The organism is Metabacillus sp. YM-086 (assembly GCF_048059995.1).
GTDB lineage: Bacteria > Bacillota > Bacilli > Bacillales > Bacillaceae > Metabacillus > Metabacillus litoralis_B.
Map to the genome: position 1 here is coordinate 88,479 of NZ_JBLUOI010000011.1, position 22,198 is coordinate 110,676.

Here is a 22,198-nt window from a genome sequence, read left to right on the forward strand (position 1 = left end):
TTCATAGGGTTGATGAACGACAAAAGTGACTGAGAAAGAGTAGGCAGTGTCGTTCATAAGGTTGATGAACGACAAAATGATTACAAACTACAAAATTACTAATTTTCCACCATTAAAAATTTTAGGTTGTTCAGATCTATTTATCATTTCATATTCTTTTCTACAAAACATACAAAATACACACTAGATTTTCCTACATTGTGTAGGTACAATCCCCTTCGAGCGACGGCTATAATTAACTTATAGAAGTTGATAAAGAGATTGGGGATGAGATGAGATGGCAATTCAAACAATTGGTGTGGTTGGTGCTGGATCGATGGGAGCAGGTATTGCGAATCTAGCAGCTATGAATAAGTTTAACGTGATTTTAAATGATATTGAGGAGCGTTTTTTAGATGGTGCTCTTAAACGTATTGATAAGTTTATGAGCAAAAGTGTGGAAAGAGGAAAAATGACTGAAGAGCAAAAGCAAGAAGCATTTGCCCGTATTCAAACAACTACTAGCTTGGAAGAAATGAGTGGAGCGGATGTGGTGATTGAGGCAGTTTTAGAGGATCTCTCATTAAAGAAAGAAGTATTTTCAAAGCTTGATAATATTGTGAACGAAAATTGCATTTTAGCTACAAATACTTCGTCCATGTCTATTACTGAGATTGCTTCTGCAACGAACCATCCAGATCGTGTGGCAGGGATGCATTTCTTTAATCCAGCACAACTCATGAAGCTTGTTGAGGTAGTTCGTGGATATAAGACAAGTGACGAAACAATTGAAGAATTGAAAGCGTTATCTAAACAATTATCAAAAGAACCAGTAGAAGTAAAGAAAGATTCTCCTGGGTTTATCGTAAATAGAATTATGATTCCACAATTTATTGAAGCAATTAAGCTATTGGAGGAAGGTGTTGCTTCAGCTGAGGATATCGATAAGGCGGTAACGTTAGGATTGAACTACCCAATGGGACCTTTCACTCTTCAAGATTATGCAGGAGTTGAGATTGGTTACCATGTGATGGAGTATTTTAAAGAAGAATTTAATGATAACCATTTTGCTCCACCACAATTATTAAAGCAGTTAGTGAGAGCAGGAAGACACGGTAAGAAAACAGGTGCAGGATTTTACGATTACGAATAATAAAGGGGGACGTAATGATGACTTATGAATTTTTATTATGTGAAATTGAAGAAAATGTAGCGGTGGTAACGATTAATAGACCACCTGTAAATCCATTGAACACGGTTGTTTTCCAAGAACTTTCAACGTTATTTGATGTACTGGATGCAGATGATGAAGTGCGTGCCATCATTCTAACTGGTAGCGGTGAGAAAGCGTTTGTGGCAGGAGCTGACATCAACGAAATGGCTAGTCTTGATCTTGTTGGTGTTAATAAAATGAACAAAGTATCTAGAACTGTTTTTTCTAAAATTGAACAAACGACAAAGCCTGTTATTGCTGCACTTAATGGGTTAGCACTTGGTGGAGGCTTAGAGCTTGCTCTTGCATGTGATCTGCGAATTAGTTCAGATCGAGCAAAATTTGCTTTTCCTGAGGTTGGTTTAGGAATCATCCCTGGTGGTGGGGGAACACAGCGATTACAAAAAATCGTTGGGCAAGGAATAGCAAAGGAACTTCTTTACTTTGGTGATATGTTTGATGCAAATAGAGCACTAGAATTACGGATTGTTAACAAAGTAGTTCCTGCTGAAGAGGTACTTAGTGCAGCAAAAGAATGGGCAAAGAAATTGGCACAAAAACCTCCTGTTGCGCTTCAAATGGTGAAAACAGCGGTAAACGTTGGTGGAAATACTGACTTAGAATCCGGACTTATCATTGAAAGTACGTGCTTTGGAAATGCTTTTTCAACTCAAGACAGAGTCGAGGGACTTCAAGCTTTTGTGGAGAAAAGAAAACCTTTTTATACAGGGAGATAAGAAACACCATCACTAAAAAATGAGGTGAAATACCATGAAAGATATTGTGATTTTAGAAGGAGCAAGAACACCATTTGCCGAGATTTCCGGATCATTTCGTGAGATTACCGCAACTGACTTGGGCGCAATTGCAGCCACAGAAGCATTACAAAGAGCAAAAATCACTGGTGAGGATGTTGATCAAGTAGTTTTTGGAAATGTTCAGCAATCAAGTAAAGACGCTCATCTATTAGCAAGACATGTAGGGTTAAAGGCAGGGACACCGATTGATGTTCCTGCTCTGACAATTAACCGCTTATGTGGAACTGGTCTTGAATCGGTTTTAACGGCAGCACGCTATATTTTAACAAATGAAGCAAATGTAGTGTTAGCTGGTGGAACAGAAAGCATGAGTCAGGTGCCTCATGTTATTCGAGGAATGAGGTGGGGAAGTCAGCTTGGTGCACCAGTTGTAGAGGATTGGGTATGGGATGGTCTTTATGATACCTACGGAGATTGCACGATGGGAGAAACAGCCGAAAATCTTGCAGCAAAATACAATGTGACAAGAGAAGAAGTAGATCAACACGCACTCTCAAGTCATGAACGTGCATTGGCAGCAAGAGAAAAGGGCTATTTACAGGAAGAAATTGTTCCTGTAACGGTCAAGGGACGAAAAGGTGATAAAGTGATTTCAGAAGATGAACATGTTCGTCACACGAGTATGGAACAGCTTTCTAAATTAAAACCACGATTTGTTGAAAACGGTGTGGTAACACCAGGAAATGCAAGTGGAATGGTAGATGGAGCTGCTGCAATAGTTATAGCATCAGGTGATTATGCGGCTGAACGTGGCTTAAAACCAATTGCTCGTTTAGTTTCTTGGGAAGTTGTCGGTGTTGAGCCTAAGTATATGGGAATTGGTCCTGTTCCAGCTATTCAAGGTGCTTTGAAAAAAGCAAATATGAAACTAGAAGATTTAGATTTAATTGAAATTAACGAGGCCTTCTCAGCACAGTATCTAGCTTGCCAAAAGGTGTTAGGATTTGATTTGGAAATTGGAAATGTTAATGGTGGAGCGGTTGCGATTGGACACCCATTAGCTGCAAGTGGAACAAGGATTTCAACGTCCCTCATTTATGAATTAAGAAGAAGAAACAAAAAATACGGTGCTTCCGCAGTTTGTATCGGTGGCGGTCAAGGAATTGCAGCTGTTTGGGAAGCATTATAATTGTTTGTCAGAAAAGAAATATTTTAAATTTTCAAGGAAATGAAAGCGTTGTATCGAATGTTATATATGTGAATTTACATCAAATTTTAAGGATATATACCCTTATAATATAGTAATTTCTTTATCTATCACTTGTTAAGACCTTAGAAACAAGGGAGAGGGATGCTAGTCATGAATCATAAAGAAGATCAAATGACCTTGTATGGTTTACTAAAAAGGACAGCTACCCAGTATGGTGAAAAAGAGGCCATTTACGACTTAAAGAATCGAGTTAGATACTCTGACTTATTAAAAGACGTGGATTGTATTGCAACAGGCTTAAGGGCTAAGGGAATAAAGAAAGGTGACCGAATTGCTGTTGCATTACCTAATTTTTATGAAACGGCCATTATCTTCTTTGCTGTCGCAAAACTGGGGGCTGTACTTGTACCTTTTAATCCTAAATATAAAAAGCATGAAGTGAATTTTATTCTAAAAAACTCTGAACCTAAAATTCTTTTTGCAACGGAAGAATTTGAAGAAAACATTGGATTCAAAGAAATTCTTTATCTTGTACCAGAAGTGATTACAGTAAAATGCAAGCTGGAAGGTCTTCCATCGTATGATGAATTACTTGTAAATTATGAAAGTGACGTAGAAGAAGCAGAAATTGATACGAATAACGATGTTAATTGTATTTTATATACCTCTGGAACAACCGGTGTTCCAAAAGGAGTCATGATTACGCATCGAAGTGTTGTGCAATCAGCAAACACAATAAAAAGGCAACTATTTTGTACAGAACAAGATGTATTTGTAATTGCAGCACCATTTTTTCACATCTTTGGTATGGCGATTAATCTCTATTGTGCAATATCATCAGGAGCGCGAATGGTGTTGCAAGAAAAATTCCAGCCACAACAAATGTTAGAGTTAATCCAACAAGAAAAGGTAACAATCAAACAAGGTGTTCCAACCATGTTTATTAAAGTATTGGAAGCAGAAAATATTAATCAATATGATCTGTCTTCCTTAAGAGCAGGAATCGTAGGGGCTTCTGCTATTTCACCAGCAAAAATGAAGGAAATTAGAGAAAAAATGGGGATTAACCTTTGTCAATCCTATGGAATTACAGAAACTGTTTCAGTGACAATGACACCATACGATGATGAAGAAAAAAATATCTGTGAAACTGTCGGTAGGCCAATTCCTGGTGTGAAATTAAAAATAGTGGATGATCAAAGAGAAGCGGTTCCAATTGGTGAAGTTGGCGAGATTGCAATCAAAAGTTTTGGGATGATGAAAGGCTATTATAAGCTGCCTGAGCAAACGGCCCATGTATTGGATGATGAAGGATGGTTCTATACTGGTGATTTAGGCAAATTAAATGAACAAGGTTATTTAACATTTGTTGGTAGGAAAAAAGAAATGATTATTCGAGGTGGCTTCAATATTTACCCACAAGAAATTGAAGGTGTATTAATGAAGCATCCGAAAATTGCTGAAGCAGCTGTGGTCGGACTTCCAGATGAAACACTAGGTGAGATTGTTTGTGCTGTCATTCGGTTAAAAGATGGAAAAACATGCACAGAAGAGGAACTGAAAGACTATTTAAAAGAACAGCTTGCTATCTATAAATTGCCTGGGAAAGTAATTTTCACAAAGAACTTTCCAGTAACAGCTAGTGGGAAAATTCAAAAGCTAAAGCTACGAGATCAATTGGCAGGGGAAATAAGTCGCCCTGTCTAAAGTGAAAGAGGGGCCTTTATATGAAAAACAACTATGATATTAAGGTGAGATGGGGAGATACAGATGCTGCAGGTATCGTATTTTATCCCAATTTTTATAAATGGATGGATGAGGCAACACATGAATATTTATCAGCCATAGGATATCCATCTTCCAAGTTATTCCAAGAACAACAAATAGGATGTCCGATTCTTGAGGCAAATTGCCAATTCAAACAACCTCTTTTATTTGAAGATTCTGTTAGAATTCAAAGCACAGTTCAGGAAATTCAAAATAAAGTTTTTAAAATTAGTCATGTGTTCTTAAGAGGAGAAAAAGAAATAGCAAAAGGATATGAAGTTCGTGCTTGGACTTCTTTTAAAGAAAAGCCAAAAGCACAGCCAATTCCGGAAGAAGTTCGAGCAAAAATGCTACAACCTGATCAGCCTGTGGAGGTTTAAAATATGCTCAGGGAAAAAAAGAAACAGCATTATTTAACGAATGATGTTGAAGTTGATGAAGTATTTATCCCAGAGGATTTTAATCAGGAACATGAAATGATTAAAGACTTAGTTGAGAAGTTTGTTGTGAAAGATGTAAGACCATCCCTAGAAAAAATAGAAAATCAGCAATTTGATGAAACGGTACGACTGATGAAAGAGGCTGGTGCACTCGGATTAATTAGTGCAGATATTCCAGAGGCTGTTGGAGGTCTAGGTCTTGGTAAAGTCTCCGCAACGATACTTTCAGAAAAGATGGCACCTGCTCGTTCTTTTGCGATAACATTTGGCGGGCAAACTGGGATTGGTGCTCTTCCGATTGCTTATTTTGGAACAGAGAAGCAAAAAGAAAAATACTTACCAGACATTTTAACAGGTGATCTTATTACAGCTTACGCATTAACAGAGCCTGGAGCTGGAACTGATGCTATGAATATAAACACAACAGCAGCTCCTTCTGAATGCAATCGTTACTATATTTTGAATGGAGAAAAGCAGTGGATTTCAAACGCTGGTTTTGCGGGTCTTTTTATCGTGTTTGCAAAAGTGGAGGTAGACAGGTTTACTGCCTTTATCATAGAAAAAAACTTCGATGGAGTATCTATTGGTCCAGAGGAAAAGAAAATGGGGCTAAAGGGATCTTCTACTTGTTCGATTATTTTAGACAATGTGAAGGTTCCTAAGGAAAATATTATTGGTGAAATTGGAAGAGGGCATATCATTGCACTTAATGTCTTAAATCTAGGACGACATAAAATAGCTGCCACATCACTTGGAACAGCCAAGCATGCGATTGAGTTAGCGGTCACTTATGCCAATCAGCGAAAACAATTTGGCAAGCCACTCTCTAGTTTTCATTTAATTAAAGATAAAATTGCCGATATGGTGATCAAAACATATGTAAATGAAAGTGCTATCTATCGAACAGCAGGATTGCTAGAAATTTCTTTTAGCCAATTAGCTGATCAAGACGATATTGCAAAAGCAATAAGCAATTTGGCGGTTGAATGCTCTATCAATAAGGTGATGTCAACAGAAACACTAGATTTTGTTGTAGATGAAGCCCTTCAAATGCATGGAGGCTACGGATACATGGCCGAATACGAAATTGAGACATTATATCGTGATTCCAGAATCACTCGTATTTTTGAAGGGACAAACGAAATTAATCGATTAAATATAGCCTTAACATTACTGAAAACGTATGAAAAACCAATTGAGAAAACAAGAGCACAAGATGGAATTCTTATAGAAGAAAAGCAAACTCTTCATCTATTAAAAAATTTGTATCATGCTATGATTTTTTCCATACAAAAGTATAATTTAAGCAAGTTAAATGAAGAACAAGAAGTTGCTGCATTCCTTGCTGACCTTGTTTCAAGTATCTATGCAATTGAGAGTGCGATATTAAGAACAGAAAAGGTGATTAAATTATCTGGCTTCGATAGAAACCAACAAAAACTCGATTATACGATATTGTACACACATGAACAATCACAGCAATTAGCGATAAGAGCATTAAACCTTTTGCCACATTTAGGTGATGAAGAATCGTTATCCCAACTTGCATGCCGACTTGTGAGAAGTAGTCAGAAGGATTTTGTGAAGATAAAACGCAGGATTGCTGACATCATTATAAAAGAAGAAAAATATAGATCGTAATCCTAAATAGGGAGAGTGAATGAAGATGGCAAAAAACGATGTGTTTGTAAAAGAAGAATTGGATCAGTATTACGATGGCATGAAGAAGCAACATTTAGGACCACTTTGGTATGACCTCGGACATATGGTTACAAAGGAGCCTGTTCATGATGTTGAACCATATTTGTGGAAATGGACGACAATCCGAGAATATGTGTTAAAAGCCGGTGAATTACTTGAACCAGGAAAAGATGCTGAGCGACGCGTTGTTTATTTACAAAATCCAAGTTTATTAAAACGAGGTCTTGTAGGTTATGGTACTCATACACTTTACGCTGGTATTCAATTGCTTTTACCAGGTGAAAGTGCACCATCACATCACCATTCACAGTCAGCAATTCGCTTTGTTATTGAAGGAGAAGGAGCATATACAGCCGTTAATGGTGAGAAAACATATATGGAGCGCGGAGATATGATTTTAACTCCGGCATGGACATGGCATGAACATAAACACGAAGGAACGGAGCCGATGTTTTGGCTTGATGGATTAGATGTTGGACTAGTGAAAACAATGGCTGCCTCGTTTTTTGAACCATATGAAGAAGAAACCTATCCGATGGAAGCACCTGAAAATTATTCAACAAAGCAATTTTCAATGGGTGCATTTAAGAAGCTCAATGAATCAAAGGAGCCTGGTTATCCTTCGCCAATCTTTGGATATAAGTTTGATCGAGTGAAGTATTTATTAGATGAAATGACAGAAGCAGATAACGATCCTTTTGATGGCTATGCGATTGAATATATTAACCCAACAACAGGAGGCTCTGCAGATTCTCGAATTGGAACGATGATGCAAAAGCTTAAATCTGGTCAACAAACAAAAGCACATCGACATGTGCATAGTGCCATCTTCCATGTTCTAGAAGGCTCAGGTTATACAGTAATTAATGGTGAGAAGTTTGAGTGGGAAAAAGGTGACTTTTTTATCTTACCTCCATGGAGTTTACATGAACATGTGAACACTGGAGAAAGTGATGTATTTTTGTTTTCGTTTAATGACAAACCTGTTATGGAAAAATTAGACCTTGAGTACAGTGAAGTATACAAAGAAAATGATGGACATCAAATTGTGGAAAAGGTATTCGTACCGGATAACACATTATAAGATAAGGAGGTAGCCTGGAATGAAAATCGCAATTTTTAATGAGAATTTACTTGGAATTGTTCAAGGAAATCACATCATTGATGTATCAAATGCAGTGGAATGGAAGCCGTCTAATCCAGGTGAATCCTTTCAACGCCTTATTGAAAACTTTGATGTGTTGAAAGGAAGAATAGAGGATGCCTTAGCAACGAGTACAGCATATCCTTTATCTAGTGTTAAACTTCATTCACCTGTACCATCCACAAAGAAAATTTGGGCTGCGCCAGTTAACTATAAAAACCATCAAATTGAAATGAATAAAATGTTTAATAATGCCCCGAGAACAATAGAAGATTTGGCATTATTTCTAAAATCTCCTGAATCACTATCAGGACCGACAGACCCGATTATTCTTCCTTTTAAAGACCGTCGAACAGATCATGAAGCAGAGCTTGGCTATATTGTTGGTAAAAGAGCGAAAAATGTAAAAGCAGAAGATGCGAAAAACTATATTTTTGGTTATTTTGCTCTGCTAGATATATCAATTAGAGGAAATGAAGAGAGAACATGGAGAAAGTCGTTTGATACGTTTACACCAATTGGTCCATGGATTGTCACTGCTGATGAAATTGAAGATCCTAATGATTTAAAAATGACTTTGTGGGTAAATGATGAAATACGTCAGGATGGCAGTACAAAGCATTTAATTTATGATTGCTATAAGTGCTTTGAGCTGGCTTGTAACAATATGACACTAAATGCTGGAGATATTATCGCAACAGGTACTCCAGAAGGCGTTGGTCCAATTGAGCATGGAGATAAGGTAAAGATTGAAATTGAACAAATTGGTGGATTTGAAGTAAATGTTTGTCACGCAGTTGAGAAAATAGAATGCTAGTTTTGAGGGCTCATGGTAGATAGATCTTCTGCTATGAGTCTTTTTTATGGGCGATAATAAAGTGAATTTGTTTAGAAGAATTATTTAATAGAGTTTTAGAAAAAAACTATTTTCTTGTTCCGTATAGAAGAACAAAAGGATAAGAATATTCACTTCAATTTCTTATAATCAAGACAAGAAGAAAACATTTTAATTAAAGGGGAGAAGGAAATGTCAAATAGAAAGAAATGTGATGTGATCGTTGTTGGTGCTGGTCCGGTTGGACTTGTTGCAGGTCTTGCTTTGCAAAAAAAAGGTATTTCTTCAGTTGTTATGGAAGCAGAGCCATATGGACGTGCCCGACCTGGGAGTCGTGCCATTTATTTGCATAGTGCCACGTTAAAGCTTTTAGAAGAAACATCAAAAGGACTTGGTTTTACACTAGCAAGAAACGGGATTATATGGCCGGTAAAAAGAACCTTGTACAAAGGTAAAGAAGTGTATGTGCGTAATTATGGAGTAACAAATAACAAAGATCCTCATAAACTTCCGCATTTTACTGCACTTCATCAAGATGAAATTGAAAAACATATTTATGAAGAATGCTTGGAAGCTGGTGTTGAATTTTGTTGGGATTCACCTGTGGATACATTGGAAATTGGGAAAGATCGTGTGATTTTAACAACAAAATCAGGTGAAGAATGGGAAGCTAAATACATTATTGGTAGTGACGGGGCTCGTTCTGTTGTCAGAGAGCAGGCTGGCTTAAAGTTTGAAGGTCCAAGAACAAATGATACTTTCCTTGTAGTCGATGTTAAAGAAGACGAGGAAAATCCTCTTCCTCTTGAGAGAACATTCCATTATCAACACCCTGCAATGGGAGGACGTAATGTGATGTTTGTTCCTTTTAAAGGAGGCTGGCGTGTGGATCTTCAATTATTGGAAAATGATAATCCTGAAGAGTTTTCTGATCTTGAAGGAGTAAAAAAGTGGCTGCCAAAAGTAATGGATTCAAAATACGCAGAAAGAATTACTTGGGTATCAACATATCGTTTCCATCAGGTTGTTGCTAACTCGTTTACTGATGAAAAACATAGAGTTCTTCTTGCTGGTGAAGCGGCTCATTTATTCGCTCCATTTGGTGCTCGAGGTCTAAACTCAGGAGTGCCGGATGCACTGTTAGCTGTTCGGGGAATTGAAAAAGCCTTAAAAGCTAGTACTGAACAAGAGCGAACAGAAGCAATTGAAGCGGTGGCTAATGAACGAAGAATTGCAGCAATGTGGAACCGTGACGGCTCAAGCACAGCTCTACATCATTTACAGGGAAATGCCCCTGATATGAGTATGAAGCGTGAATTAGCTGCATCACTTGTATCAATTATTCCTAGATTGGGACGTTGGTTAGATGAAGGTCCTTATGGCCCTAAATTTGGACCACCTGAATTAACAACAAAATATTAAGAGTATCCAATTGAAGGGAGCAGAAGATACATGGCTGAAATCATAAATGTTGCAGATGTTGATTCGCAGGCAACCATTGATACAATGATCAAGAGATTACAACATATTAAATGGGGGAAGAAGGCTGGGCAGCAAAACCTGGAGGCAGAGGAAAAAGTCATCGAATTTATGGATTATCTTGATGTGAATTCTTATGAAATAAAGTGGTTATCAATGAAAGAGGTACCAGACACAATAGGACGACTTACCTTTGAAGGAAGTGAAATGTGGGAAGCTTTAAAAGGAATTCCAGATGAGTTGAGCTGCAAAATTAAGGAGGCTGGACACGAGAAGTACCTTTTGGAAATAGGTGATATAGTGCCGGAACTAATCTTTCATGGTGCTTACTCACATCTGTTTCAGCAATTTGAAGACAAGAAAACCATTGAATACCTGGTTGGCTTAGCTATGTATGTGAGCGTAATGGTATGCACAGCAGAGCTAGCAGGAGAAACAAACATCTTTTTACCAATTATTGAATTAGTAGAGGCTGGGCACCTTCCCATTGGACCAGCGGGAAATACATTTTACCTACTATAAATACTAGAATAACCAATAACCATCCAGTGATAAACTGCTGGATGGTTTATTTAAAGTAACCCAGCATTTCAGAAATCTGACTCCCTGCTGCTTTTATTTTATCAATGAATAGTGGATATTTATCCTCTGTAATTCGAGACATTGAGCTAATAATTGAAACAGAAGCTACTACGTTTTCGGTATGATCATAAATAGGTGCAGCGATTCCTACAAAGTCTTTGTAAAAATGGTTGGGTGTAATGGCATAGCCTTTTTTTCTAATTTTACTCATTTCCTCTCTAAGTTCCTTTGGGTCTGTTAGTGTGAACTCAGTGTAAGAGTAAAAAGTTTTCTTTAAAAAGCTGTTTATCACCTTTTGTTTTTGAAACGCCATAATTGCTAACCCTTCACTTGTACAATGAATAGGATTTTTCCTCCCCATATATGTTAAAAGTCTTTCAGGCTGATCACATTCTTTTCGAAATAAATAAACTACATCATTATCTTCGAGAAGACATATATGAGCGGTTTCCCCTAACTCATCTACAAGATTATCTACGATAGGTTGTGCCTCAAGATAGAGATCTCTATGACTAAACACAACACCACCTAGTGTGAGGAGAGATAGCCCTAAACGATAATGATTTGTTTTTGGATTTTTAGATAAAAAACCCTCATAAACTAGCTCCGAAATTAATCGATGTGTAGTGCTCTTTGGTAAATCAATGAGCCTCGCAATTTCTGTTACACTTAATTCTTCTTGTCCCTTTTTGAACAAACGTAATATTCTCATTGCATTTTTAACTGATGATAAGATGGCTTTTGCAGGGGTATCCTTATTCATTAAGCTCCACACCTTTTTCAAGAATATCTTCCTCTTATTATACAAAAAAGAATGGGTTTCCTCTATTTAACAAAGGAATTATTATGCTTTTTAGTGAATTGATAGATAAGAGTAAAAATGTAAGAGAATAAAAGAGTGGAGTGAGTGTATGAAGGAGAAGAGAGACTCATCTCTAGCAAATGCTTTGAGTATTTTAAAAGGTTTTACAATGGATCATCCTGAACAAGGGGTAACAGATGTTGCGAAGAATTTGGGGCTAAGTAAAAGTACCGTTCACAGGCTTCTTGCCTCTATGGCAAGTGAAGGCTTTGTTTATAAAAACCCTCGTTCAAATCGTTATAGCTTAGGAACATCTGTATTAACCTTAACAAATCTTGTGAGTTCACAGTTACCGATTTTAAATGAATCAGTTCCTGTTTTAAATATGTTAACGGAAAGAACAGGTGAATCATCACATCTTGGGATTCTCGAAGATCATCATATGATTTACCTTCAAAAGGTTGAGTGTGATAACCCGACATCACTGTTCACACATATCGGTAAAAGACATCCAATTCATGCAACAAGTATTGGTCAAGCTATTCTAGCCTTTTGGGAGCAGGATGAAAGACACCAGTTTTTGCCGGAGAAGTTGGAATGTTATACAACTAATACAATAACCTCCCAAGAAAGTTTATACGAAAAGTTAAATCTTATTAAAGCAGAGAAATATGCTGTATGTGACCAAGAATTACAGGAACAAGTGATGGCGATTGCGGCACCGATCTTTAATGAGAAGGGAAATGTGTTGGCAGCCATTAATATTGTCGGGCCGGCAAATCGGATGAAAAGTAAGTTGAAAAGTCATAGATTAATTGAAGAAGTTGTTCGATCAGGAGAGAAAATAACGGAATTAGTAAGGGTGCGAAAATTAAAAAATCGTTACAAAAGCTGAGTAGTACATGCTCAGCTCAGACTGTAGACAAACTCAAGAAAATTGAGTTTGCTTACAGTCTTTTTTAATTTAAACTTGTATTAAGAAAATCTTGAGGTGATAAATATGCTTTCGAAACATAATTCCATACAACGAGATCAAATTGAAATGATCGCTTTAGATCAACTTGTACCAGCGGACCATTTGGTTCGCAAAATAGAGGCTGCGATTGATTTCTCTTTTATTTATGACTTAGTGGAAGATATGTATTCTGAAGTAGGCCGCCCGAGTATTGATCCAGTCATTCTGATTAAACTAACCTTCATTCAATATACCTTCGGTATTCGTTCGATGCGTAAGACAATTGAAGAGGTTCAAACAAACATGGCCTATCGATGGTTCTTGGGCTATGGTTTCCATGATAAAGTACCGCACTTCTCTACCTTCGGGAAAAATTACGAACGTAGATTTAAAGATACAGATATATTTGAACAAATATTCTATCGTATATTAAAGAGTGCTGCAGAGAAAAACCTTATTAGTGCAGAACACATATTCATTGATTCTACTCATGTAAAAGCTAGTGCTAATAAGCATAAATTTCAAAAGAAGGTCGTACGGAAAGAAACAAGAGCTTACCAAGAGCGTCTTCAAGAAGAGATTAATCAAGATCGTGAAGATCATGGGAAAAAGCCTTTTCCACCAGATAAGTTTGACAAGGCAGAATCAAAAGAAATCAAGGAAAGTACAACTGATCCAGAAAGTGGTTACTACGTTAAAGACGAACGCACAAAACAGTTTGCCTATTCATTTCACGCAGCAGCAGATCGCAAAGGTTTTGTATTAGGCGTGGATGTTACACCAGGTAATATTCATGACAGTCAAATGTTAGAGCCATTGGTTGAAGATGTAAGCGAGATAATAGGAAAACCAAATGCTGTTGCTGCAGATGCTGCTTATAAGACTCCAGCGATTACAAAGTACTTAATAGAAAACAATATTATTCCAGCAGTACCTTACACAAGACCACGTACAAAAGATGGATTCTTCCGAAAACATGAATATGTTTATGATGAACACTTCGATTGTTACTTATGTCCAGCTGGGGAAATCTTGAAATACTCTACAACAACTAAAGAGGGATATAGAGAGTACAAATCTCCAAAGCACATTTGCGCAACGTGTCCATTATTGGCTCAATGTACAGAGAGTAAAGATCACCAAAAAGTGGTGACTCGCCATATCTGGCAAGAATATGTAGAAGAGGCAGACCATCTACGTCATCATCAAGATGTAAAACCGATATATGCAAAACGGAAAGAAACAATTGAACGTGTATTTGCGGATGCCAAAGAAAAGCATGGGATGCGTTGGACAACTTTGAGGGGACTCAAAAAATTGACAATGCAGGCGATGCTTACTTTTGCTGCCATGAACTTAAAGAAGATGGCCAACTGGACTTGGAAAGGTCCAGTAATAGTATAATATAGAGACTCGAAGAGTCTCTTTTTCATAAAAGTTGAACGAAATTAATATAAAATCGCAAAAAGGGTTTGGAATGTTTTACATTCCAAACCCTTTTTGTCGACAGTCTGAGCTGAGTAGTACATGCTCAGCTTTATTTTTTTGATTTTTTCTTATTTGTTCCATATAGAAGAACGATAGAATGTGAACTCAATCTTCACCTCGATATAATATGAGCAAGATAATAACAATTTTTCGATTTGGAGGGAATGAAGTTGAAACTAGTATCGTTTACGAAAGATGGGATATCTCGAATTGGAGCAATAGAGAATGAAAACGTGATTGATTTAAACGCAGCCTATTGTTCCTTACTTGAGTCAGAAGGTAAGGTACGTGCTGAAAAAATTGCTGAAGCGTTTGTTCCAGGTGAAATGACGGAATTTCTACAAGGTGGGTCTGAAAGCATTGAGGAGGCAAAAAAGGCCGCTGCCTATGCGATAAATAATGTTGAAGTAAAGGGACGTAAGCTTGTATATTCCGTTTCTGATGTGAAAATTGAAGCACCTGTACCTGCTCCTGGTAAAATGATTTGCGTTGGTCATAACTACCGTGAACATATTTTAGAAATGAAACGTGAACTACCTCCACATCCTGTTGTTTTTGCTAAATTTGCTAATACAGTTGTTGGACCTCAGGATGATATTCCATTTCATCCAATTTCAGAGCAGTTAGATTATGAAGCAGAATTTGCTTTTGTTATTGGACAACGTGCACGTAATGTTTCACAAGATGATGCTCTAAAATATGTGGCGGGATATACCATTGTAAATGATGTAACGTATCGTGATTTGCAACGTCGAACATTACAGTGGCTTCAAGGTAAGGCAGTAGATGGAAGCGCTCCGATGGGGCCTTGGTTAGTAACAGCGGATGAAATAACAAATCCATCTGGCTTAGATATAGTTTTAACGGTGAATGGAGAAGAGCGTCAACGTTCTAATACTGCGAATCTTGTTTTCTCGGTTCCTTATCTTGTTGAATTTTTATCGAATATCATGACCCTTGAGCCAGGCGATATTATTTTAACCGGTACACCAGGAGGAGTAGGGGTCGCAAGGGATCCACAAGTGTTTTTAAAAGATGGAGACGTTGTTCGTATTGAGGTTGATCAGGTGGGAGTTCTTGAAAATAAAGTGAAACAAACAGCGGAGGTGCCGGTATCATGACCAAAACATTACAAACGAGCGCCATTGAATCTGTTCAACAATCTATTCAGAACATCATTAGCTTAGTAAAGGATCTTTCAGAGAATGAAATTAGATGGAATCCATCAACGGAAGAATGGTCTATTATGCAGATTATTACTCATGTTACTGAAGCCATTCCCTATTGGGTGAAGGAGATTCAACAGATAAAAAAACATCCTGAGCAAACTTGGGGTCGAGGCTTAACAGATGAAACAAGACTGAAAACAGTGTCGGAGGAAAATGTAAACAGTCTGCAGGTTTCGGATGTTTTAGATCAACTTGCATCCATTCCAGTTGATGTAGAAGAAACGCTGCAAGCCCTTTCAAGTGAGGATTTAGCAATAATTGCTCCAAGCCGTAACCCACGCTTTGATGGGAAACCAGTTGAGTTTATCGTGAACCACTTGATCGTGGAGCATGTTGAAAAGCACTATCATCAAATTCAGCGCAACTTATCAAAGTTTAATCAGTAAAAGGGGGAGAAGACATGGCTGAAAAGAATGAATTTTTTAACAGTACGATTGTTCAGGATTTTAATAGAGACATAGAGCAATACCATTTAGGACCCTTATGGAATGCAATTCCGGATTTAATGAAGCATACCCCTGAACCACATGCACAGGCTTACTTATGGAAAAGTGAATTATTAATGAAAAAGCTACAGGAAGCTACACAAATTTTCACTCCAGATCGTGGGGGAGAAAGAAGAGCGATTTACTTACAAAATCCAGGTCTAAATTATAGAAAGCCATGGGGCTGGGCATCAACGACTCAAACATTATACGCTGCTGTTCAATTAATACAGCCTGGTGAAACAGCACCATCTCATCGACACGTGCAAAACGCACTTCGTTTTGTCATGGAAGGAGAAGGGGCATACTCCATTGTTCAAGGTGAAAGAATCTTCATGGAAAGAGGAGACTTCTTAACAACACCAAACGGCCTTTGGCACGGTCACGGACATGAAGGGGATAAACCAATGATCTGGATGGACTGTCTTGATATTCCAACAATCTACTATCTTGGTGGAACATTCTTTGAACCATACCCAGATCGTATCGAGCAGCCTAGTCTTCCAGATAACTATAGTTCACAACGTTATGAAGGTGGCATGGTTCGCCCAATTTCTGATCGTTATTCGAAAAAGGCTCCTTTAGGATCCTATAAATGGCAAGGAACAGAGTCAGCAATTAATGGCTTAAGCCGATTTGAGCCAGATCCGTATGATGGCTATGCAGTTGAGTATATTAACCCTTCAAATGGAGACACGGCATGTCCTACCATTGCAGCCTGGATGCAGAAGCTTCCTGCTGGATTTAAAGGAAAAGCACACCGACATACACATGCCTCTATATATCACGTTCATGAAGGTGAAGGGTATACAATTATCAACGGCGTTCGATTTGATTGGTCAAAAGGAGACTTCTTTGTTATACCAAACTGGGCGTTACACGAGCATGTTGCTTCAAGTGATAGTTATTTATTCTCAACAAATGATTTACCAATTATAGAGAAGTTCGGGTTAGAGCGTAAACAAGAGTATGATAAGAATAATGGATATCAGACGATAACTGGTGAGTTTACTCCGGTTTTAGGATAATTTAATATTGTTGGAATGTAGAAGAGATAAGAGGCTTACAATAAAAATGTAAGCCTTTTATTCATTTTATGACATAAACAAATTAAAGGGTATTTATGGATTTAATAGAATTCATATGTAACTGAATCAAATTCATATTTTACAAACTGTTACCAAAATGTATAACTTAAAGATTACTAACTGAAAGGTGAATGATAGAGTGAATGTTACATCTTTTTTCTCTGAAAATATAAAAGCTGCACTAAAAAACGATCCACCTGGAGAATGGATGCCCAACCTTCCAGAGAATTGTATTCGACTAAGCTCTGGCTACCCAACTCCTGACTTAATGCCAGTTGATGAAATGAAGGATGCTGTAGCCAGCCTGCTTGATGAGGAGAAGGATTTACCACTTCATTATTTAGGAAGTCCCAAGATGGACAAACTGAGGGAGCAAATTCAACAAAGATTACTAGAGCGTGGGATAGATGTATCGGCTAATGAGCTTTTAGTTACATCTGGAGCTTGTCAGGCAATTGATCTTATTGCCCGTATACTCATTGATGAGGAAACATTAGTTATGACAGAATCTCCAACTTACATGGAGGCTTTAGAAATTTTTAAAAACTATACCCAACATTTTTTGACGATTCCCCTAGATCAAGATGGTATTCAAACAGATGTGCTAGAAGATATGCTTGCTGATAGAGTTAGGGAAAAGCTTACCCTTCCGCGATTTTTATATACAATTCCAACATTTCAAAATCCTACAGGAACGACTCTATCGCAAGAACGCAGAGAACATTTACTGAGACTTGCGAGCACCTATAATTTTCTTATTTTAGAGGATGATGCATATGGAGAGCTAAGCTTTCATTCGAGTCCAAAAACGCTAAAAGCAATGGATAAAGAAAATCGTGTTTTACATGTTGGATCACTATCAAAGGTCGTTTCACCAGGAATGCGAGTTGGCTGGGTTGCTTGTGATGCTGAATTTATAAATGCTTTATTTTGGTTTAAAAAAGACCTTGAGCATCCTTTTTCTCAGGCTGCTATGGCTTCTTTTCTAGAAAAAGTAGATTACCAAAAAAGACTGTCTGTTTTAAGGGAAACTTACAAGGTTAAGTGTGATGTTTTACTTTCTTCCCTGCAACAGCACCTTCCTGAGTCAGTGTCCTGGTATGTACCTGAAGGAGGTTATTTTGTATGGGTGAAAATTCCAGGTGTTGATACAGGAAAATTGTTAGAAAAGGCTTTAGATGAGGGTGTGTCTTATATTCCTGGGAAATTCTTTTTCCTAGAGCAACATGAAGGAAGCGAGTTTTTACGTCTTTCTTTTAGCTATGAAGATGAGAGCGAGATCAAGGCCGGGATTAAGAAACTTGGTAAGGTAGTAAAATCGGTTTTGTAGAAAGTGATATTCAATAATGAATAATTATTTATTATTGAATAATAAGAGGAAGGGTTAAATCAAAAAACATTCCTCTAGTACTTAACTGGTAAATAGAGTAGGTCAACCTTCAAATTAACGATTGGAGCTTAATAAACTGTCTTGGCACAGCTTTTGCATAGTTATTTATAGCAGTTTATTCACGTAATGAAAGGTGGACGTACATTATGGAATTAGAAAAGAAGATACTATTAGAAGAGGAACCTGAATCTTCTTCCTACCAAATGAGAGATAAAATGAAATTCATCATTCCATCTCTTTTAGGATTATTGTTATTTTTAATTCCTGTTCCTTACCAGGGAAAATGGACAATCGGTGTTGGAATTTTAGCAGAAGGATTACAAGCCATCCTGACTCCTTATTTACCTCAATTTATGACAGGTATATTGGTCTTATCAGTTCTATTTTCTGTTATAGCCAAAGCGTTTAAACCAAATTGGATTTTGCAATCTTCCTTTTTACAAACTTTATTTTATGTAAGTGGCTTTTGGCTGACAATGAGAATTTTGGGTGCTGTTTTTGCTATTTTAACGTTAACGAAAGTAGGACCTGAATTTATTTGGTCAGATTTGACGGGTGGAACGGTTCTTTTTTCTTTAGTGCCAGTTCTCACAACATGGTTTTTATTTGCTGGGTTATTAATGCCTTTGTTACTAGACTTTGGTTTAATGGAATTTATCGGTTCAACTTTACGTAAATTCATGCGTCCGTTATTTAAGTTACCGGGTCGTTCTTCGATTGATGCAATTGCATCATGGATGGGAAGTGGTACTGTTGGGGTTTTGATTACAACAAAGCAGTATGAGGAAGGATTTTACTCAAAACGTGAAGCGGCTGTTATTGCGACAAACTTTTCGGTAGCATCCATTGCCTTTAGCTTAGTTGTTATTAGTTTTATTGGTTTAGATCACATGTTTGTCCAATTTTACACATGTGTTGTTGTGGCAGGCTTAGTTGCAGCTGTGATTTGTCCAAGAATACCACCTTTATCAAGAAAAGCTGATACGTACTATGAACCTGTGGGGAAACAAATTGCTGAGGATGTACCAGAAGGGGTTTCAAGGTATCGATGGGGATTTAACAAAGCAGTTGAAAAAGCTAGTAAAATTGAAGGTGCAAAAGGTGTTATCGTTAGTGGTGCGCAAAATGTAGTTGATATTTGGTTTTCTTTAATCCCACTTGTTATGGCCCTAGGAACACTAGCACTTGTGTTAGCTGAATTCACGCCGATTTTTCATTATTTAGCATATCCATTTGTACCAATTCTGGACTTATTACAGCTACCTGAAGCGAAGGAAGCCGCTCCTGCAATGCTTGTTGGCTTTGCAGATATGTTTTTACCTGCTGTAGTTGGAAGTGGTATTGAAAGTGAAATAACTCGCTTTGTTATCGCAGCTATTTCATTAACACAGTTAATCTATATGTCAGAGGTTGGGATTCTTTTAATTAAATCTAAGATTCCTCTTAATTTCTTGGAATTATTTATTATCTTTTTACAAAGAACAATTATTACATTGCCGATTATTGCTGTAATGGCGCATGTGTTCTTTTTCTAGGACAGCTATTTATGAATTTATGAGCACATTTCTTAATAGGGGATGTGCTTTTTAATACCTCTGAAACAATTAATCTGGCATATTTTCTCCCAAACTCATTGAAATATTTATCATATTTTCCAATACTAGCATTATGCTAGGAAAATATAGTATGATAATAAATAAAATTCAGATAATTGGTGAAAAGCGATGATTACTTATGAAAGCTTCTTTCTTATTATTCTCTTTAGTATAATTGGCCCTGTTTTTGGGTTTCTTGCATTGATTTTTTATAACTTATATGAAAAACAAGTTAGTCTCCTACAGGTTGAGAACCGTCAGATTACCTTGGAAAAAGAGTTAGAAACTAGTCGCTATATGCAATTAAATCAACAAATTCAACCTCATTTTTTATTCAATTCGTTAAATTCCCTCTACAGTTTGCTTCGATTACAAAAGTATGACAAACTTTCAAAGTCATTTGAGCATATGGTACTGTTTCTACGTTCGAAATATCAGGAAAAAGATTCATTGTATCCTTTGCAGGAAGAGATATCTTACACAGAACATTATCTTGAAATTCAAAAAATCCGCTTTGGTGATAGACTTTCTGTGAATTGGGAAGTAGATCCCGAAAGTGAAAGGGCCTTAATTATCCCTTACCTCCTGCAAACATTAGTAGAAAACGCATTTAAGCATGGACTTGAAGTAATAGAAGATGAATTGATGTTAACAATTTTAATAGAGAAAACAAATTCTCAATCAATTTTACTTCAAGTTAAAGACAATGGACCAGGATTTAACAAGGAATCAATACCTGTTTCAGGAATTGGGTTAAGCAATATAGAGAAACGACTTAACTTACTTTTTGGAGTAGAGGGGCAAATACATATATATTATGAAAATTATGGACATATTTCCGTAGAGTGGCCTTACATAGAGAAAAAAGAAGAAGGGGTGGGTTAGGGTGAGATGTTTATTATTGGATGATGAGCCTTTAGAAATAGAACAATTAGAGCTACTGATACAACGTCATTTTCCAAACTGGCAATTAGAAAAAGCTTATAATGGGACACAAGCTATGAAGATTATCGAAAAGCTTGAAAAACATGGAGCAACCCTGGAATTGGCTTTAGTAGATATTAAAATATCAGGGAAAAATGGTTTGGATATTGCAGAGAGAATGAAAGAGAGAATGCCTGGTCTTAATGTTGTCGTTATCTCAGCTTTTCAAGAATTCGAGTATGCAAGAAAATCACTTTCCTTAAAAGCAATCGATTATTTAGTAAAACCAGTCATAGAGAGTGAATTCGTTAAAATTCTTACCAATCTTGTCGAGGAAAATCCTGAGTATGGCATTTCTTCAGAGATTGTTCAAAGAGTTATGACGATTGTAAAAGAACAATACCATCAGCCTTTAAAGCTAACAGAGCTATCGAAGGAGCTTCATATTAATGCAAATTATTTAAGTCGTATTTTTAATGAAGAGGTCGGCATGGCATTTTCTGATTATTTACTTCATTTTAGAATCGAACAGGCAAAAAATTTGTTAAGGAAGCAACGTCATTGGAGTATTCAACGCGTTGCAGAGGAGTGTGGATTTAATAGTCAGCATTATTTTAGTACATCATTTAAAAAAATAATGAGTACCACACCTTTAAAATACAGAAATTCAGCTGGATAATGGGAGATTTTTTATGGAACATCATAAACCAAAGAGCATTACGTTTTTAATTGGTGGTGGGGCATCGGTTAGTCTTATTTTTCTAACAGGGGAAATGGTCATAAGCTATGGCGCTTTAGTAGGTTTGAGTTTAGTATCAGCATTTATCATTATTTGTGCATTATTCATTCCTTTTTTAAAAAAGCAAGAAGTAAGAGAGTCAAGGTTAAGGAAGGTTATTCACTTTTTTTATTTTATTGAAATTTTGTTACTACATGTTTTTATTGCTTCTACCATTCTTGTATCTGTTTTTCATTTTCATATTCTTATAGCCATTATCACTAGTCTTTTATTCACTACAGTGTTAGTCATTTTATCAAGGTATTCTTCTTATATTCCGTCTATTTTCATGATTATTAATTTAACTTTTTTATTCAGTTTAGCCATTTTTTTAACTAATTATATTTATCTTCAAG

The 22,198-nt window shown here is 36.9% G+C and carries 21 protein-coding genes; 20 read left to right on the forward strand and 1 reads right to left on the reverse strand.

The window, feature by feature from the left end; translation table 11 throughout:
• Positions 1 to 277 precede the first annotated feature (277 nt).
• The 10 genes from ACEWK1_RS07325 to ACEWK1_RS07370 all read left to right on the forward strand — a co-directional run bounded on the left by ACEWK1_RS07325 (position 278) and on the right by ACEWK1_RS07370 (position 11,048).
• The gene (locus tag ACEWK1_RS07325) at positions 278 to 1,132 is read left to right on the forward strand and encodes a 3-hydroxyacyl-CoA dehydrogenase family protein (RefSeq protein ID WP_212136437.1); all 855 of its coding nucleotides are present in this window, start codon (positions 278 to 280) and stop codon (positions 1,130 to 1,132) included.
• 17 nt (positions 1,133 to 1,149) lie between these two features.
• Positions 1,150 to 1,929 (forward strand): enoyl-CoA hydratase-related protein, encoded by a 780-nt coding sequence (locus ACEWK1_RS07330; protein ID WP_416635860.1) that lies wholly within the window; start codon positions 1,150 to 1,152, stop codon positions 1,927 to 1,929.
• A 34-nt stretch (positions 1,930 to 1,963) separates the two neighbouring features.
• Entirely contained in the window at positions 1,964 to 3,139 is a 1,176-nt protein-coding gene (locus ACEWK1_RS07335) for an acetyl-CoA C-acetyltransferase (RefSeq protein WP_416635861.1), read from the forward strand.
• 171 nt (positions 3,140 to 3,310) lie between these two features.
• Positions 3,311 to 4,867 (forward strand): class I adenylate-forming enzyme family protein, encoded by a 1,557-nt coding sequence (locus ACEWK1_RS07340; protein WP_416635862.1) that lies wholly within the window; start codon positions 3,311 to 3,313, stop codon positions 4,865 to 4,867.
• 20 nt (positions 4,868 to 4,887) lie between these two features.
• On the forward strand, positions 4,888 to 5,307 hold the full coding sequence (locus tag ACEWK1_RS07345) for an acyl-CoA thioesterase (protein WP_416635863.1): 420 nt from the start codon (positions 4,888 to 4,890) through the stop codon (positions 5,305 to 5,307).
• A gap of 3 nt (positions 5,308 to 5,310) precedes the next feature.
• The gene (locus ACEWK1_RS07350) at positions 5,311 to 7,008 is read left to right on the forward strand and encodes an acyl-CoA dehydrogenase family protein (RefSeq protein WP_416635864.1); all 1,698 of its coding nucleotides are present in this window, start codon (positions 5,311 to 5,313) and stop codon (positions 7,006 to 7,008) included.
• 25 nt (positions 7,009 to 7,033) lie between these two features.
• Positions 7,034 to 8,152 carry a cupin domain-containing protein gene (locus ACEWK1_RS07355; RefSeq protein ID WP_416635865.1) on the forward strand — a complete coding sequence of 373 codons (1,119 nt, stop codon included), beginning with the start codon at positions 7,034 to 7,036 and terminating at the stop codon, positions 8,150 to 8,152.
• A gap of 19 nt (positions 8,153 to 8,171) precedes the next feature.
• A complete protein-coding gene (locus ACEWK1_RS07360; protein WP_416635866.1) occupies positions 8,172 to 9,029 on the forward strand; it encodes a fumarylacetoacetate hydrolase family protein in 858 nt (285 codons plus the stop codon).
• A 210-nt stretch (positions 9,030 to 9,239) separates the two neighbouring features.
• Positions 9,240 to 10,469, forward strand: a complete 1,230-nt coding sequence (locus tag ACEWK1_RS07365; RefSeq protein ID WP_416635867.1) for an FAD-dependent oxidoreductase — start codon at positions 9,240 to 9,242, stop codon at positions 10,467 to 10,469.
• 30 nt (positions 10,470 to 10,499) lie between these two features.
• Positions 10,500 to 11,048, forward strand: coding sequence for a hypothetical protein (locus ACEWK1_RS07370; protein WP_416635868.1), 549 nt, complete (start codon positions 10,500 to 10,502; stop codon positions 11,046 to 11,048).
• A gap of 46 nt (positions 11,049 to 11,094) precedes the next feature.
• Here the strand turns inward: ACEWK1_RS07370 and ACEWK1_RS07375 are convergent, their stop codons facing one another.
• The gene (locus ACEWK1_RS07375) at positions 11,095 to 11,871 is read right to left on the reverse strand and encodes an IclR family transcriptional regulator (protein WP_416635869.1); all 777 of its coding nucleotides are present in this window, start codon (positions 11,869 to 11,871) and stop codon (positions 11,095 to 11,097) included.
• A 148-nt stretch (positions 11,872 to 12,019) separates the two neighbouring features.
• On the opposite strand from ACEWK1_RS07375, the gene ACEWK1_RS07380 reads away from it, so the two are divergent.
• From ACEWK1_RS07380 to ACEWK1_RS07425, 10 genes are all read left to right on the forward strand, one after another.
• On the forward strand, positions 12,020 to 12,805 hold the full coding sequence (locus ACEWK1_RS07380) for an IclR family transcriptional regulator (RefSeq protein ID WP_416635870.1): 786 nt from the start codon (positions 12,020 to 12,022) through the stop codon (positions 12,803 to 12,805).
• 105 nt (positions 12,806 to 12,910) lie between these two features.
• A complete protein-coding gene (locus tag ACEWK1_RS07385) occupies positions 12,911 to 14,269 on the forward strand; it encodes an IS1182 family transposase (RefSeq protein ID WP_416635871.1) in 1,359 nt (452 codons plus the stop codon).
• A gap of 254 nt (positions 14,270 to 14,523) precedes the next feature.
• Complete coding sequence (locus ACEWK1_RS07390; RefSeq protein ID WP_416635873.1) at positions 14,524 to 15,474, forward strand: fumarylacetoacetate hydrolase family protein; 951 nt, start codon at positions 14,524 to 14,526, stop codon at positions 15,472 to 15,474.
• Positions 15,471 to 15,968 carry a DinB family protein gene (locus ACEWK1_RS07395; protein ID WP_416635874.1) on the forward strand — a complete coding sequence of 166 codons (498 nt, stop codon included), beginning with the start codon at positions 15,471 to 15,473 and terminating at the stop codon, positions 15,966 to 15,968. The genes ACEWK1_RS07390 and ACEWK1_RS07395 overlap by 4 nt, the downstream gene beginning before the upstream one ends.
• Positions 15,969 to 15,982: 14 nt before the next feature.
• Entirely contained in the window at positions 15,983 to 17,095 is a 1,113-nt protein-coding gene (locus ACEWK1_RS07400) for a cupin domain-containing protein (RefSeq protein WP_416635875.1), read from the forward strand.
• Between the two features lie 199 nt (positions 17,096 to 17,294).
• Positions 17,295 to 18,485, forward strand: coding sequence for a PLP-dependent aminotransferase family protein (locus tag ACEWK1_RS07405; protein WP_416635876.1), 1,191 nt, complete (start codon positions 17,295 to 17,297; stop codon positions 18,483 to 18,485).
• Between the two features lie 206 nt (positions 18,486 to 18,691).
• The gene (locus ACEWK1_RS07410) at positions 18,692 to 20,080 is read left to right on the forward strand and encodes a YjiH family protein (RefSeq protein ID WP_416635878.1); all 1,389 of its coding nucleotides are present in this window, start codon (positions 18,692 to 18,694) and stop codon (positions 20,078 to 20,080) included.
• A 189-nt stretch (positions 20,081 to 20,269) separates the two neighbouring features.
• Positions 20,270 to 21,025 (forward strand): sensor histidine kinase, encoded by a 756-nt coding sequence (locus ACEWK1_RS07415; protein WP_416635880.1) that lies wholly within the window; start codon positions 20,270 to 20,272, stop codon positions 21,023 to 21,025.
• A 1-nt stretch (position 21,026) separates the two neighbouring features.
• Positions 21,027 to 21,743 carry a response regulator transcription factor gene (locus ACEWK1_RS07420; RefSeq protein ID WP_416635881.1) on the forward strand — a complete coding sequence of 239 codons (717 nt, stop codon included), beginning with the start codon at positions 21,027 to 21,029 and terminating at the stop codon, positions 21,741 to 21,743.
• Positions 21,744 to 21,756: 13 nt separating this feature from the next.
• Positions 21,757 to 22,198: hypothetical protein (locus ACEWK1_RS07425; RefSeq protein WP_416635883.1), on the forward strand; the 442-nt coding region annotated here is incomplete at its 3' end.